The 16,372-nt window shown below is 54.5% G+C and carries 11 protein-coding genes; 10 read left to right on the top strand and 1 reads right to left on the bottom strand.

Features of this window, described 5'->3' with window-relative positions; translation table 11 throughout:
- Entirely contained in the window at positions 1-1,698 is a 1,698-nt protein-coding gene (locus tag LHU53_RS13170) for a polysaccharide biosynthesis/export family protein (RefSeq protein ID WP_227333121.1), read from the top strand.
- A 26-nt stretch (positions 1,699-1,724) separates the two neighbouring features.
- Positions 1,725-4,622, top strand: a complete 2,898-nt coding sequence (locus LHU53_RS13175) for a hypothetical protein (RefSeq protein WP_227333122.1) — start codon at positions 1,725-1,727, stop codon at positions 4,620-4,622.
- A gap of 339 nt (positions 4,623-4,961) precedes the next feature.
- Here LHU53_RS13175 and LHU53_RS13180 read toward each other — a convergent pair whose 3' ends face one another.
- The gene (locus tag LHU53_RS13180; protein ID WP_227333123.1) at positions 4,962-5,285 is read right to left on the bottom strand and encodes a hypothetical protein; all 324 of its coding nucleotides are present in this window, start codon (positions 5,283-5,285) and stop codon (positions 4,962-4,964) included.
- Here LHU53_RS13180 and LHU53_RS13185 point away from each other — a divergent pair.
- The 8 genes from LHU53_RS13185 to LHU53_RS13220 all read left to right on the top strand — a co-directional run bounded on the left by LHU53_RS13185 (position 5,277) and on the right by LHU53_RS13220 (position 16,246).
- Positions 5,277-6,434: a hypothetical protein gene (locus tag LHU53_RS13185; RefSeq protein ID WP_227333124.1), complete on the top strand. Its 1,158-nt coding sequence runs from the start codon at positions 5,277-5,279 to the stop codon at positions 6,432-6,434. The two genes, LHU53_RS13180 and LHU53_RS13185, sit on opposite strands and share 9 nt — an antisense overlap.
- A gap of 132 nt (positions 6,435-6,566) precedes the next feature.
- Positions 6,567-7,874, top strand: a complete 1,308-nt coding sequence (locus LHU53_RS13190; protein WP_227333125.1) for a hypothetical protein — start codon at positions 6,567-6,569, stop codon at positions 7,872-7,874.
- Between the two features lie 33 nt (positions 7,875-7,907).
- Positions 7,908-9,023, top strand: coding sequence for a non-hydrolyzing UDP-N-acetylglucosamine 2-epimerase (wecB, locus tag LHU53_RS13195; protein ID WP_227333126.1), 1,116 nt, complete (start codon positions 7,908-7,910; stop codon positions 9,021-9,023).
- A 32-nt stretch (positions 9,024-9,055) separates the two neighbouring features.
- Positions 9,056-10,318, top strand: coding sequence for a UDP-N-acetyl-D-mannosamine dehydrogenase (gene wecC / locus LHU53_RS13200; protein ID WP_227333127.1), 1,263 nt, complete (start codon positions 9,056-9,058; stop codon positions 10,316-10,318).
- A gap of 24 nt (positions 10,319-10,342) precedes the next feature.
- The gene (locus tag LHU53_RS13205) at positions 10,343-12,043 is read left to right on the top strand and encodes a glycosyltransferase (RefSeq protein WP_227333128.1); all 1,701 of its coding nucleotides are present in this window, start codon (positions 10,343-10,345) and stop codon (positions 12,041-12,043) included.
- 8 nt (positions 12,044-12,051) lie between these two features.
- Positions 12,052-14,019: a glycosyltransferase gene (locus LHU53_RS13210; RefSeq protein ID WP_227333129.1), complete on the top strand. Its 1,968-nt coding sequence runs from the start codon at positions 12,052-12,054 to the stop codon at positions 14,017-14,019.
- 21 nt (positions 14,020-14,040) lie between these two features.
- On the top strand, positions 14,041-15,660 hold the full coding sequence (locus LHU53_RS13215; protein ID WP_227333130.1) for a heparinase II/III family protein: 1,620 nt from the start codon (positions 14,041-14,043) through the stop codon (positions 15,658-15,660).
- Entirely contained in the window at positions 15,647-16,246 is a 600-nt protein-coding gene (locus LHU53_RS13220; protein WP_227333131.1) for a serine O-acetyltransferase, read from the top strand. The genes LHU53_RS13215 and LHU53_RS13220 overlap by 14 nt, the downstream gene beginning before the upstream one ends.
- Positions 16,247-16,372: the final 126 nt, after the last annotated feature.

Here is a 16,372-nt window from a genome sequence, read left to right on the forward strand (position 1 = left end):
ATGCAAAGAAACTTAGCTAAATTATTAACAGTAGGCGCCATCGCCAGCCTACTGTTCGGCACGGCACAAGCCCAGCCCGCACCGCAGATACTGCAGGCACCGCAAGCCGCCGCCAGCCAGCCCGCCACCGCCGCTGCAGCGCGCGTGCAGCCGCCACAGACTTTTGACTACAGCGCCAACCAAGCCAGCGATGTCTTTGGCGCCAACCTGTTCACGGGTGCCTTTGCACGCGAAGGCGCCACCCAGTTCAACCCGGACTACGCGGTCGCGGTGGGCGACAAAATCCAGGTCCGCCTGTGGGGTGCTTTTGACTTTGATGCCCCGTTAACTGTGGACGCCCAGGGCAACCTCTTTTTGCCCCACGCCGGGCCCGTGAAAGTGCTGGGCGTGCGCAACCAGGAATTGCAGCGCCTGGTGGAAGCCGCCTTGGGCAAAGTGTTCAAGTCCAATGTGTTCAGCTACGCCAGCTTGGCAGCCGCGCAACCGGTGCGCATTTTTGTCAGCGGTTTTGTCAACCGGCCCGGCTTGTACAGCGGCACCAGCATGGACAGCCTGCTGCATTACCTGGACCAGGCCGGCGGCATCGACCCCGACCGGGGTTCGTTTTTAAGCGTGCAAATCAAACGCGGCGCCAAAGTGCGCGCCACCATCAACCTGTATGACTTTTTGCTCAACGGCACCTTGCCCCTGACACAGCTGACCGACGGCGACGTGATCTTTGTGGCACCACGGCAAAACACCGTCAAGGTGTCGGGCCTGACCGCCAATGCCAAGCGCTTCGAATTCACCGACAGCACCCGCACCGTGGCTGACCTGGCCAAAGTCGCCAAGCCCAAAGCCACCGCCACCCATGTCCGTGTGGTGCGCAACACCGGTGCCACCAAAAACACCGAGTACTACCCCCTGGCAGATGCCGCCAGTGTGGCGCTGCAAAACGGTGACGACGTTGAATTTACCTCCGACAAAAAGCCCGGCACGATCACCGTGCGGGTAGAGGGCGAACACCTCAGCCCGCAAGAATATGTATTGCCCTACGGCGCCCGCATGGGTGAGCTGTTGCAAAACATCCAGTACTCTGAGCGCTCTGACCAAGACAGCCTGCAACTCTTTCGCGTCAGCGTCAAAGAGCGCCAACGGCAAATGCTGCAAACCTCGCTCAAAAGCCTGGAAACCGCAGCGCTGACTGCCCGCTCTGGCACCAGTGACGAAGCCCGCCTGCGCAAAGAAGAGGCCGAGTTGTTGCTGCAATGGGTAGACCGCGCCAAAAAAATCGAGCCCTCCGGCCAGGTGGTCATCGCCCAGGCCGACACACGGGGCAGCCTGCTGCTGGAAAACGGCGACATCTTGCGTGTGCCCACCAAAGACGGCCTGGTGCTGGTGAGTGGTGAGGTGCTGTTCCCCAATGCCGTGGCCTTCAACACCGCGCTCAGCCTGGACGACTATGTGCGCCGCGCTGGCGGCTACACCCAAAACGCCGAAACCTCACGCCTGGTGGTAGCGCGGCGCGACGGCAGCTTTACCGAGGCCGTGGGCGACAGCGGCACCTTCAGCCTGGGCAATGGCAACGTGGCCATCCGCGCCGGGGACGAGATTTTGGTGCTGCCCAAAATTGACGTGAAATCCCGCCAGATCTGGAAAGACATGACCCAAATCATCTACCAGATTGCCGTCAGCGCCAAAGTTGTTTTTGGCCTCTAAGTTACAGCTGCATACGTACCAAACTCATGAACAAGATCGTCATTGTTGGGCACCCGTTGTCGGGCTACCAAGAGGTTCAGAATCTGCTTAATGCCTGTGGCATGGCGGTGGCACAGCCCTCACGGCGCGAGGGCTTCATGCCCGAACAAATCAGCACCACGCTGTGCAAGGTGCACGACACCCCGTTACTGAGCCAGCTTGATCGTGAAGACCACATCCAGCAGATTGAGCCCGGCCCGGTTTGGCACGGCATGGCGCTAGACCTGATGCTGGGCAACCTGGAGCAACCCATTTGGGGCTGGGCAGACCCGCAAGCCATCTACCTTCTGAACTACTGGCGTGATCTTGACCCCAGCATCACCTTCATCTTGGTGTATGACCGGCCGCACAGCATGCTGACACAAGCCGACGCAGATGAAGCCCTGGCGCTCAATGCCGAGACACTGTCTGCACGCGCCCGCAATTGGGCAGCCTACAACGCGGCCATGCTCCACTTCTTCCATCGCAACCCGCAACGCTGCCTGCTTGTGCACAGTCAGCAGGTGCGTGAAGCAGCCGGCAGCTATCTACAACAGGTCCGCGCCCGTATTGACGCGCCCTGGTCTGAACGCATGCATGAGCTTGCTGCACCGGTCACGCTCCAAGACAGCGAGAACACACCCTGTGAACCGCTCTGCGACCCGGCTCCGTTTCAAGACGCACTGGCCACAAGCCAAGTGCCTGATAGCCACAACCCGGCAACACCGCAGCGCCACGCCTTGGCCTTGTTTTTGGCCGAAGCCTTGCTGCAACAGCACCCAACCAGCTTGCAGCTTTACCAAGACCTGCAAGCCGTGGCCAACTTGCCCTTGGCCGACGGTTCGGATGTTGTGATCAACAAGCGTTCGGCCATGGACGCTTGGCTCGCGATGGCTGCAAACGACCAGCGCCTGAGCCACACCGAAGCCATGGCCCAGCAAAAACAGCAACTGGTTGAGCGCCTCAGCCAGGCGCAGGCCCAGGCCGAACAACTCGCCCAAGATCGTCAGCGCATCATCGACGAGCAAACTCGCCTGCACCACAGCCAAAGCGAAGCCAGCCAGCGCCGACTGGCCGAACTGCAGCGCGAACAACAAATCTTGCAAGATGCCCATCAAGCCAGCATGGCCGCCGCCCAAAAACTGGCCGACCAGCGTGCCGCCGAACTCACCCAACAGGCCGAACAGCTGAAACAGCAGCTCACTGAAAAAGACCAACTCGCTCAAAACCACGCCGCTCAAGCCAGCCAGAGCCAGGCCGAAAAACTTGCCAGCCAGCAAGAAAACGAGTTGCTGCTCACCCAGCTGCACCAAGTGCAGGAAGAACTGGAGCGCCACTACCTTGACGCCCAGCAGCAAAAAGCAGCGCTCAAAACCCTGCAAGAGACCGAGCGGCTCGCAGGCGAAAAATCAAACCAGCTCAGCCAACAGGCCGAACAGCTGAAACAGGCGCTCACTGAGAAAGAACGCCAAGCGCAGGCACAAGCCGCCCAACTGCAATGCATCATCGACGAGCAAACCCGCCTGCACCACAGCCAAAGCGAAGCCAGCCAGCGCCGACTGGCCGAACTGCAGCGCGAGCAACAAGCCTTGCAAGATGCCCATCAAGCCAGCATGGCCGCCGCCCAAAAACTGGCCGACCAGCGTGCCGCCGAACTCACCCAACAGGCCGAACAGCTGAAACAGCAGCTCACTGAAAAAGAGCAACTCGCTCAAAACCACGCTGCCCAAGCCAACCAGAGCCAGGCCGAAAAACTTGCCAGCCAGCAAGAAAACGAGTTGCTGCTCACCCAACTGCACCAAGTGCAGGAAGAACTGGAGCGCCACTACCTTGAAGTCCAGCAGCAAAAAGCAGCGCTCAAAACCCTGCAAGAGGCGGAGAAGCTCGCAGCAGAGCGTGCCAAAAACATCACCCAACTCAGCCAGGAAAAAGCCAAACTGATCGGTGAAAAGGACAACCAGGCCAAGCTGGCTGCCGAGCGCGCCGCCCACAACGAGCAACTCAAAAAACAACTCGCCGCCCAAACCCAGCTCGCAAGCGAAAAAACCACCCAGCTCAGTCAACAGGCCGAACAGCTCAAGAAGCAATTGGCTGAAAAAGAGCAGCTCGCCAAAAAACAGCAACAGCAAGCCGAACATCTGAAACAGCAGCTCACGGAAAAAGAACAGCAAGCGCGGGCACAAGCAGCGCAACTGCAAGCACAGCTCACAGCCGCGCAAACCCAGGCCGCCGCCGCCGCCCCCGTGGTAGACCCCGCCTTGGAGCAAGAAAACGAGCTGCTGCTATCCCAATTGCATCAAGTGCAAGAAGAGCTTGAGCGCTATTACCTGCAGTCACAGGCACAGTCACAACAGTTGACCAAGCTGGCACAAGCAGAAGAAGGCACCACCACCCATCAACAAGAGTTGGAAAAACTTCAGGCCGAACTGCAAGCGCTTAAAGCCGCCCCCCCTGTGCCTGCGCTTGCCCCCATCAACGAGCAGCTTTTAACCCAGCTATTTCAAGCACAAGAAGAGCAGGAGCGCCGCTTCCACGGCATAACCTCGGCCCCCCCCGCACTGGTTGACCTGACTCCGGCCGACCGAGTCCGCCAACAACTGTCATACCGGCTGGGCAGCACCATGATCGAGCGATCCCGCACGCTCACAGGCTGGCTAAGCATGCCAGTGGCACTTGTCAAAACAACGCGCCAATACCGCCGTGACCTTGCCGCCAGGGCGGGCCACCCCAGGCCAGCCCCTGCCAACGTGCACGACAAACAAATGGCCGACTCCGTCAAACAACACCTGTCCTACAAGCTGGGCACCACGCTGATTGATCACTCACGGTCGCCCATTGGCTGGGTCAAGATGCCCTTTGCCCTGCGCCGCGAAGTCAAAGATTTCAAACAACGCAAGCATGGCTAAACACCAGCCAGCACCCCTACTGCCCACCGCACTGAGCACCACATGAACCCACCCACCCCTACGCCCATCACCCCGTGGCTGCAACTCCTCAGCCAGCTCATGCCCCCCACCGGCGTGCTGCTGGTGGGGGCTGGCAACGGCGCTGGCCCCTGGGTGCAGTTGCTGCAAACCCTGGCCGTACCCAGCGCCACCCTGGTCGAGGCAGACGACAGCCAGTTTGAACACCTGCAGCGCAGCGTGCCCCAGCGCGACGGCTGGCGGCTGCGTAAACTAGTAGTTGGCCCGCGCACTGAGCCTGTCACCTACTACCAGGCCAGCAACACCGCCGAGAGTGGCCTGCTAGAGCCCGAAAGCCTGCGCAGCCTGTGGCCAAACTTGAAGACCACCCACAAGCAAACCCGCCAAGCTATCGCCCTGGCCGAACTGCAAGAAGACGCAGAAACCCCCGCCAACTGGCTGCTGGTTGACTGCCTGCCCGCGCTCCCCATCATCCAGGGTGCCGCCCTGCAACTCGCAGCTTTCGATGTGATTGCCCTGCGCGTCTTGCTGACGGACAGCACGCCACCAGCCCTGCATGCCCCCGGTTTTAAGTGTGTTGCCATAGAAACTAGCCGCCACCCAGGCATTGGGCACGCTCTGTTTGTTCGCGACACCGTGGCCCAAGCTCAACAACGCGAAGAGCAATTTGCAAAAAATGTGGCTGAGCTGCAAGCGCAGCACACCAACCTGGCCCAGGAAAATGCAAAACTCATAGATGACAGCGCAGAGCTGTTAAGGGCTAGAGACCAATTAAGCACTCAAAAGAACGCCGAAACCAAAGTCAAGACTGAGGCCATCGCCCAGCGTGATGCCGAAGCCAAGGCCAAAGCCGAAGCGCTGGCTCAGCGCGACGCGGAAGCAAAAGCCAAAGTTGAAGCCATTGCCCAGCACGACGCTTTAACAAAAGACAAAGCGACGCTCACGGCCGCCCGTGACGATCAAGCCAAACTGGCTGCCGACCACCAAACAGCGCTCGCCGCGCTGCAAGCGCACCACGATAGCCTGGCGCAGGAAAAGGCCAAACTTATGGCTGTTAGCGCAGAGCTGGCAAAAGCCAAGGATCAAGCAATCGCTCAAAAGGATGCAGAGTCCAAGGTCAAAGTTGAGGCCATCACCCAACGTGATGCCGAAGCCAAGGCCAAAGCCGAAGCACTGGCCCAGCGCGACGCCGAATCCAAGGCCAAAGCAGAAGCCATTGCGCAGCGCGATAGTTTGGCAAAAGACAAAGCAGCGCTCACTGCCGCCCGCGACGAGCAAGCCAAACTGGCCGCAGAGCGTCAAATAGCGCTCACTGCCCTGCAAGCGCACCACGATAGCCTGGCGCAGGAAAAGGCCAAACTTATGGCTGACAGCGTAGAGCTGGCAAAAGCCAAGGATCAAGCAATCGCTCAAAAGGATGCAGAGTCCAAGGTCAAAGTTGAGGCCATCACCCAACGTGATGCCGAAGTCAAGGCCAAAGCAGAAGCACTGGCCCAGCGTGACGCCGAATCCAAGGCCAAAGCAGAAGCCATTGCGCAGCGCGATAACTTGGCCAAAGACAAAGCAGCGCTCACTGCCGCCCGCGACGAACAAGCCAAACTGGCGGCAGAGCGCCAAACAGCGCTAACAACCCAGCAGCAAGCCACCGCTTCCAAACAGCAACGCCTTCAGCAACTCGAAGTTGACAACCTGGAATTGGCCAACCGCCAGACCATGCTGCAAGAAGAGCTCATCAAAGCAGAAGCCCAGATCGACCTGATCAAAGACTTGCTTCTGCGCGAGCCCGGGTTGTAAGCCATGCCCAAAGTTAGAAAATGGTTAAAAAAGCGGCAGTATCAGCCAACTTTTGCCATAAAAACAGTAGCTATCAGCCAAGCCTCGACAAGGTCTAAAGGCCAATTTGACGTTATATCTGAGCAGCAGTTGGTGGCCTATGACGAAAACCTGCTGGAGCGCAGCCGCACCCAATGGCAGTTTGGCGACTGGGCCAGCTTGGCTGCGCTGCAGCGCGACACCCTGCAACACCACCCCGACCGCGCCAAGCTTGCCTTGCTGTGCGCCGCAGGCCACCAAGCCTTGGGCAATGCGGCTGAAGCCCGCCAGCACACCCGCTTGGCCATCGACTGGGGCTGCAGCAAAAAACTGGTAAGCCAAGTGCTGATCTCGGGCGTTTACAACACCCTGGGCTGCGCCGCCGCCATCAACGGCCAAGAAAACCGCGCCATTCGCCACTTTCAGGCCGCCATGCAAACCGGCGCTGCAGGCAGCGACGTGCGCCTGCTCACCCAAGCCAGGGTTGGCCACCAACTCACCCAGCTTGGCTTGGTCAACAGCGCTTCCTTCTCGGCAGCGGTCTTGGGTGCCCTGCCATCATTAGCCCCGCTGCAGTTGCCTCCGCTTAGCAAAGGCTTTGAAGAAATAGGTGAAACCCTGGCCAAGCAAAAGGTCGACTTGGATGCGCAACTCAAAAAGCAAGCCGACGAACTCATCCGCATGCGCAAGTTCATCGACGCCAGCCTCAAGAAAGAAGTCGCCAACGCCACCAAGCAAATAGAAGCCGCAGTCGGTTTGCAAAGTTACTTCGCCACTGGCGAGCTGCCCAACATCAACATAGAGCGACACAGCTGGCCCATCAGCCCGGACTTTGCGCTTTACTTGATTCAACTGCTTGAAACCTATGACTACGACGTCATCATCGAATTTGGTAGCGGCATCTCAACCGTCATCGTCGCCAAAACACTGGCCAAAATGGCTGGGCGTCGCCAGCCAAAACCGCCTGTGGTTATGGTGTCGTTTGACCACTTAGAGCCGTATTACCAGCAAACCCTGGCCCAGCTCAACCAGGCGGGTTTGGCCGATTCAGTGCAACTGGAACTGGCGCCACTGCAGCCCTACACCGCGCCCAATGGCAACACCTACCCGTATTACACCTGCCAAGCCGCCCTGGCCGCACTGGCAGCCAAGCACCCACCCAAGGGCCAGCGCGTGCTGGTGCTGGTAGATGGCCCGCCCGCATCTACCGGCAAACATGCCCGCTATCCGGCTGCACCAGCGGTGCTGGCAGCATTTGCTGGTGCACAGATTGACTTTTTGCTGGACGACTACATCCGCGACGACGAGAAAGAGATTTCGGCCCTGTGGCAAGCCGAGTTCTCCGGCAGCCAGATCAAACACACCACCGCCGAAATCAAGCTGGAAAAAGATGCTTGCTTGATCAGAACCGGCACCCTGTAAAACCAAAATTTTGTTCTTAGAAAAGGGAGTTTCGTGAAAGTATTAGCAGTCTTCGGCACCCGCCCCGAGGCCATCAAAATGGCCCCCGTCTTCAAAGCCTTGCAGGCTGACCCCACCTTTGACGCCAAGCTCTGCGTTACCGCCCAGCACCGCGAAATGCTGGACCAAGTGCTTGACCTCTTCCAACTCGAGCCAGACTTTGACCTTAACCTGATGAAGCCAGGCCAAGACCTGAGCGACATCACCAGCAATGTGCTGCTGGGCATGCGTGATGTGTACAAACAATGGCAACCAGACATCATCCTGGTGCATGGTGACACCACCACCACCCTGGGTGCCAGCCTGTCGGCCTATTACGCCAAAATCAAGGTGGGGCACGTAGAAGCCGGTTTGCGCACCGGCCACAAATACGCTCCCTGGCCTGAGGAAATGAACCGCCGCATTACCGGCGCGATCACCGACATCCACTTTGCCCCCACGGAAAAAGCCCAGGCCAACCTGCTGCGCGAAGGCATCGCGCCAGACACCATCCACGTTACCGGCAACACAGTGATCGACGCTTTGTTGGACGTGGTTGAACGTGTACGCAACGACCAACAATTGCGCACCCAATTCAGCAACCGCTTCAGCTTTATTGATCCCACCAAACGCATGATTTTGGTCACCGGCCACCGGCGCGAAAACTTTGGCGACGGGTTCGAGTCCATCTGCCAAGCCTTGGCCACCATTGCCCGGCGTGGTGATGTGCAAGTGGTCTACCCAGTGCACCTGAACCCTAATGTGCAAGAGCCCGTGCGCCGCATCTTGGCCAACGAACCCGGCGTGACCCTGCTGGAGCCGCAAGACTATCTGCCATTTGTCTACCTGATGGACCGCAGCACCCTGCTGATAACCGACTCGGGCGGTGTGCAAGAAGAAGCCCCATCACTCGGCAAACCCGTGCTGGTGATGCGCGACACCACCGAGCGTCCAGAGGCCATAGACGCTGGCACCGTCAAGCTGGTGGGCACCGACAGGGCCCGCATCATCAGCGAGACCAACCAGTTGCTGGACGACGCTGATGCTTTTCAGGCCATGACGCGTGCCCACAACCCCTATGGCGATGGCAAGGCGGCAAGCCGTATTGCGGCCATTCTTAAATCCATGTAATCGACAGTTAAATCAAAAGGGAAACATAAAAAATGTTTAAAACCATCAGCATGATCGGCCTGGGCTACATCGGCCTGCCAACTGCCACCCTGTTTGCCTCGCGCAAAATCAAAGTCATTGGCGTGGATGTCTCCAAACACGCGGTGGACACCATCAACCAAGGCAAGATCCACATCATTGAGCCTGAGCTGGACATTTTGGTGCAAGCCGTTGTAGAGCAAGGCTACTTGCGCGCCACCCAAATGCCAGAGCCAGCCGAAGCTTTTTTGATAGCCGTGCCCACCCCGTTTTTCGACGGCCACAAGCCTGACCTCAGCTACATTGAGTCTGCAGCCAAATCGATAGCGCCAGTGCTGCAAAAAGGCAACCTGGTGGTGCTGGAATCCACCTCGCCGGTAGGCGCCACCGAACAACTGGCCGCCTGGCTGGCAGCCGCACGGCCAGATTTGAGCTTTCCACAACATGCCGGTGAAGTGGCTGACGTGCAAGTAGCCTATTGCCCAGAGCGTGTACTGCCCGGCAAAGTGGTTCACGAGCTGGTGTCCAATGACCGCGTCATTGGCGGCATGACAGCCAAGGCCAGCACCATGGCCGTAGCGTTGTACAAGACCTTCGTCGAAGGCGGCTGCATTGTCACCAATGCCCGCACGGCCGAAATGTGCAAACTCACCGAGAACAGCTTTCGGGACGTGAACATTGCCTTTGCCAACGAGCTGTCGATGATCTGCGACAAACTCGACATCAACGTCTGGGAGCTCATTGCCCTGGCCAACCGCCACCCACGCGTCAATATCTTGCAGCCTGGCGCTGGCGTAGGCGGCCACTGCATTGCGGTGGACCCGTGGTTTATTGTGGACAAAACGCCCGAGCAAGCCCGCATCATCCGAACCGCGCGCGAGGTAAACGACCATAAACCCGAATGGGTGCTGGACAAGGTCAAGGCCGCCATTACCGACGTGTTGGCCGCCACCCCCGGCAAAACCATGGCCGATGTCAAGGTGGCTTGCCTGGGGCTGGCGTTCAAGCCCGATATTGATGACCTGCGGGAAAGCCCGGCAGTGGAGATTACGCAACATATTGCGCAGTTCGGCTGCCGCGTGCTGGCGGTGGAGCCGAATATCGAAAGACTACCCGGCAAGCTTGCCGCGCCCAACTTGACACTGACCCCGCTGGCAAATGCTATTGCGGATGCAGACGTTGTGTGCGTGTTGGTCAAGCACCTGTCGTTTATCGAGGCAGCTACGATTATTAAAGAACATACTTCAGCAATTGATGCTGTCGGCCTTTCATCATAATGTTGGCGTGAGAGGGGGGACATTATGAAAAAGTTACTAAGTAGTGAAGCTGCTGATGCATTTAAGTCAGGTGAATATGCGGCAGCCCTGCAGCTATATCGGCAAGCTGATGACCAGATGGGCGGCGGGCTATTTGATGCGAATATTCAAATCTGCCAAAACCGCGCTTATGCGGCGCAGGCCTCAAATGCCGCAGCCCAAATTCGCTCCACCGAATTTTCCGATTTTAAAAAAAGGATCAAGTTCGCTGACCGTCTTCGCGTCGCCTTGATTGCCGATGAGTTCACCACCAATAGTTTTTCGGATGAATTCCACGCTATTTCCATTGAACCATCCAATTGGCAAAAATGCTTCGATGAACACAAACCCGATCTCTTTTTTTGTGAATCTGCCTGGAGCGGCCCTGATCCGAACCGGCGGGTTTGGAAAGGGCAGATTTATGCAAGTAAAAACTTTGCCAAGGAAAATAGAACCGTCTTGTTGGCAATACTTGCACACTGCCGCAAAGAAGGTATTCCGACGGTATTCTGGAACAAAGAAGATCCAACCCACTTCACGGACCGTGTTCACGACTTTGTCAAAACCGCAAAGGATTTTGACTTCGTTTTCACAACAGCAGCAGAGTGTGTAGACGGTTACAAGAAGGAATATGGGGTAAAAAATGCATTTGCATTGCCCTTTGCTACCAATTCGAGGCTGTTCAACCCGATTGAAACTCAGCACCGCTCATCGCGTGTGGTCTTTGCGGGCAGTTGGTATGCCAACCACGTGCAGCGCTCCAAAGATATGGAGCACATCCTCGATGCTATTCGTACCGATGGCTTCGAGCTTGAAATCTATGACCGCTACCACGGTGACCCTGATCCGTTACACCTCTGGCCCGAGCGGTATCAAAGCTACTTGAAGCCGTCGCAGCCGCATGAGTCAATGCCTGGCGTTTATAAATCCAGTCGCTTTGGCCTGAATTTCAACACAGTCACCCAATCCAGCACCATGTTTGCGCGGCGTGTGTTTGAGTTGATGTCGAGTAACACGCTGGTGATCTCCAACCACGCACGTGGCACCGCAGAAATGTTCGGCGATTTGATCGTTTATCCGGATGTGGAGCCCGACCGTTTGCGCTCATTGACTGACACCTATATTGACGCGCTGCGCGACCGTGCGCTGCGCAAGGTACTGGGTGAGCACACCTATCGCCATCGCTGGCTGCAAGTGCTGCGCGACATCGGCTTTGCGCACCAAGCACGTGAGATCAGCGTCACTGCAGTCTGCCAAGTGCATCAGCGTAGCGATGCACTTGCAGCCATTGCCTGGTTTCAGCAGCATGGTTTGCGTTTGCCCGGTGCCCGTTTGCTGCTAATGGCTGGCAGCACTGTGCCCGATCTCGATGTTGCCGAACTCTACCGAGAATTCAACCGGTTTGGCGTCAGCGTGACTGCCAGTAGTTATGCCTCGCGTCATGCCATGTTGGACCGCTATCAACCGATTGAGACGACTCACTTTTTAGCGGTCGACCCAAAAACTGCCCCTACTTCTGACTGGCTTGCCAAGGCAAGCTTGCATTTGGAATACGCCACGGCCTATCCGCTCACCCACGCGCTTGACACCAGCCAGCGCTATCGCATTGGGCAAGCAAGCGCCGAAGCGCCGCTAATCGAACTGCGCGGGCGTTTCGCACAATGGCTGCAACATCCACAGCAAGTCCGCACAGCCTATTTTGTTTGAGGTAATCCATGAAGGTCTCAGTTATCGTTCCTAGCTACAACGCTGCAGACAAGATTGGGCGTTGCCTGAACTCGCTGCGTCAGATCACGTTGAACCCTGCCGATTTCGAAGTGGTGTTTGTGGACGACTGCTCCACCGACGGCACCTACGAACTATTGTCAGCCGTCTGTACCGACCAGCCCAATTGGCAAGTCTTGAGGCTGGAAAAAAACAGCGGCTCACCTTCTCGACCACGCAACCTTGGCATTGATGCTGCGCGAGGGGAGTACCTCTACTTTCTTGACTGCGACGACGAACTACTCCCCGGTGCATTGGAAGCGCTGCTCAAGCGCGCTAAGCAGACCGACGCTTGTTTGATCCGCTCCGAGTTACTGGTGGATGACGGGCGGGGGCGAAAGTTGATGAACCAGATACCGGGGTGGTCGAAAAAATTGGGTGTAGTTGAGCGGCGCGGAATCGTTATGACGCGTACCAGCACGGTAGTGGCTAGTTTTGTCAAGTGCTCACTCTTACGCTCGCATCAAATTCAGTGGCCAGAAAAAATTCGTATGGGGGAAGACACCGTATTTTTAGCTGAAGTGCTCATGCACTCTAAGCGGATTGAGTACCTGCCTGAGCCAACGTTCGTATATTACAAACTTCCTTCGCTCACACCTGCCAGCACCCAACGCTACGGAAAGAGGGAATTGTTGGATCATCTCCAAGTCTGGACTGCAGTCCAGGCCATGCTGTTACCGCTGGGGGTTGATTACTACAAGGGGCGCTTGCCTGTCGGACTACGGGTGGCGCTGGAATCGCTCATCTTTCGCAACCGTGGGGATGTGGATGAGGTCACTTTTCACGAGCTACATCAATTTGTCAGCAAGAACTGGCTAGTAATTGGCCAGTTTCGTTACACCGCGCGTTTGATGGAATTGCTTGGAGTTATCCAGACAGGTGACTACGGGCTTTTCAAATCGCTATGCCGGCCACGCATGGTCATTGCCGGCCACGATCTTAAATTCATCCAGGATGCTGTGCCAGCCTTGGCAGCACACTTCGACATCCGCTTTGACGAGTGGAAGGGTCACGAACTCCATGACGAGAAAAAAAGCAAGGCTTTACTCGACTGGGCTGAATATATCTGGTGCGAATGGTTGCTAAAAAACGCCGAATGGTATGCCACACATAAACGCCCTGATCAACGCCTGGTGGCTCGGATGCACCGAATGGAGTTGGGACGTGTGCATGGCGAAAAGCTGGATATGAGTAAAGTGGATGCCATTGTGGCGGTGTCCACTTTTTTCTTTGAACGACTTCTAGAGCGCTATCCCAATATCCCGCGCCACAAGGTACGCCTGATCCCTAATTACGTTCGAGTCGATGAGTACCGAACGGATTGGCACGCCGACCGATTATTCACGTTAGGGTTGATTGGCATCTTGCCATCGCGCAAAGGCTATCACCGGGCCTTGGAAATATTGCAAGCACTACGCCTAGTCGATAAGCGTTTCCGACTGGAAGTGTTCAGCAAACATCCTTCCGAGTTAACTTGGATCGCGCGAGATACCGTCGAAATGGCTTATTTTCAACAGTGCGAGCAATACATCCAGCAGCATCAATTGCAGGATGCGGTGCATTTCAATGGCCATGTTGACATCAAGGAAGCATTGGCAGCGCGTCGTGTTGGTTATGTGTTGTCGGTCAGTGAATCGGAGTTTGACTTTCCAGGACCGGAGAGCTTTCATCTGGCCGTTGCGGATGCTTTTGCGTCCAATGGAATGTCATTTGTTAGACGCTGGCCAGGGGCAGAATATATCTGGCCAGCAACGTGCTTGAAAAGCAATCATCAGGAAACAGTCGATGCCATAATTAAGGTAAGCAAAGACTCCGATTTATATAAAGCGCGTGCATCGCTAGGAAAAGAACTGGTTGAGGAGCGTTATAATCATGATAAATTTATTCTGGCTGTGAGTGATTTGTATCAAGAGATTTAATATTCCAAAATATATTGCGTAATGACTGAATATTTTTCAAGCTTAAAAAGCCCCCTGATTAAAGCACATTGGCCATGGCCAAAAATGGACATGCAGGATGTCGCAACCCGTGCGGACAATTGGGAGTTGTACATGCCAAATATTGGCTATATAACTATCGATCCCGATAATTCGTGGAAGGCTGACCTGGGTGAGGCGGCTAATTCGAAGCGCCTTTGGTTAAATTCATTGGTTTCAGCTCATGCATCTCTTGAGGTAGCAACAAAAACTGATGAAGACTCAACACGAACAATGAAGGCGGAAACTGCCGGGCGCATTCTTAAAAGTTATTTGGATAAACACTTGCATGAGTCGACCACATTTCAAGGGGCATGGCAGGATGAACATGCGGTAGCTAATCGACTGTTTGTAATTATTGCATTCCTACATGCATCATGTGGCGGGGCGGACCCATCAATTTATACGACACTTTCAAAGTATGTTCCGATACTGCGCTTGCTTTTCGAGGCCGATAAACACGCACAATGGCTCAATGACGATAAGCACTACATTGAGAACAACCATGGCACGATGATGGATCTTGCTCTTGCGCAGTTTGCAGTATTTCTAAAAGTGATAGATCCGGTAACCTCAGATCGTTATTTGGCGACGGCTTTGCGCAGGCTGGAAAAGATGCTTGACTCCACCTTTGATGATGATGGTTGCTGTACGGAGAACAGCCCAACGTATCACTTTGTTAATTACGGACTATTTTCTACGATTGAGCAATTCATTCAGCACTATCGCTTAGGAAATACTGACAAATGGGGTGCGAAACTAGCCAAGGCAAGATACGTTGGCCATTTGCTATTACGACCTGATGGCACGATTCCACTTGTGGGTGACTCAGAGATTCGCCCAGGTACATTTTTTCCTAAAATAGAAGATGAGTCTTCAATAGGCGGAATAGGTTATTACCCAAGTGCCGGTATTTTTGTTGCAAGCATAAATAATTTACACCTTACATTTCGTGCTGGCGGATCAAAGTTCACACATCGGCATGTTGATGATTTGAGCTTTACCCTTTGGGTGCAGGGTAAGGAATTCATAATCGACTCAGGCATGTATAACTATGACACTTCCGACAAGTTGCGAAGGTGGTTTATATCCAGCAGAGCACACAGTGGTATTTATCTTGAATCAGCGGGTCATATACTATTCAAAAATTTCGAATCACCCATGGCGATGTCAGAATTCACATCTGAGCGGCATGATTCCGAATTTTTTAATATAAAGGCAGTACATAAGTTATCTAAAATTGAAGTCAATAGGGAATTGGAATATCAATGCAACACCTTGACAATCACTGATCATTTCCAATCCCATCAAACCGAGCAATGGAGAGTTCAGTTTGTTTTGCATCCGGATGTTGTCATCAGCCAGGTAGATCAGCTTGCGAATTCGTTAATTTTGCGTAATGGAAGTACGCAAATAGGATTGCGAGAGATCAACGGACGTGGTAAGTTAGAGATCGAGCACACCAGGTATTCGCCAACTTTTATGAAAGAAATTGAAAATCGCACAATCTGCTTTCATGGCGAAGATACATCTGTTCGACTTGCATTTGAAATTACTATTGGTGCTCCCCATGGGAAAACTTAATTATAATGAAGAAAACCTAGATGGTTTTATCGATTCCATGCTTTCTAAATATACGGAGTTACTTGAGAATGGAATTCCAAAGGCTTATGCTCTGTATAAAGAAAGTCGAGATTCATTTCTTCGAGGTGATTTGGCTCGGGCTGAAAAAATTAAACGTTTAAATTATTTTTTGCATAATTCGGAAATACCATATACAGCTGATATCGGAAAAAATACCGTATTTGCATATGGAGGAATAGGTGTAATCATTCATGCTAACGCGCTGATTGGTGAGCGGGCGAATATTGGATCTAATGTAACTATTGGAGGGGATAGAGTTGGTGTCCCGACCGTTGGGAATGATGTTTTCTTTTCTTCTGGCTGTAAAGTAATCGGAAATATAACAATTAATCATGGCGCGATCATTGGCGCGAATAGTGTAGTATTAACCAATGTCTCAGCATTTGAGATAGTTGCTGGCTCCCCAGCTAGAGTTGTCGGAATGGTAACTCGAAACAACTTCGAAAGATATTCCGGCTATTATTGGTGCAAGGGAAACATTGGCGGTGAGGCAAGATTCTTAGATTGGTATTTTCCACAAACATAAAAAAATTGATTCATCACGACACATTCCTGCGTTAAACTCACGAATTTTTCAAATAGCTTGATGGAATAGGCCATTCGTCCATCGCGTATCTTGATCAAATATGCTAAGTTTGCCATCACGGAAGCT

Source organism: Rhodoferax sp. U2-2l, from assembly GCF_020594515.1.
GTDB lineage: Bacteria > Pseudomonadota > Gammaproteobacteria > Burkholderiales > Burkholderiaceae_C > Rhodoferax.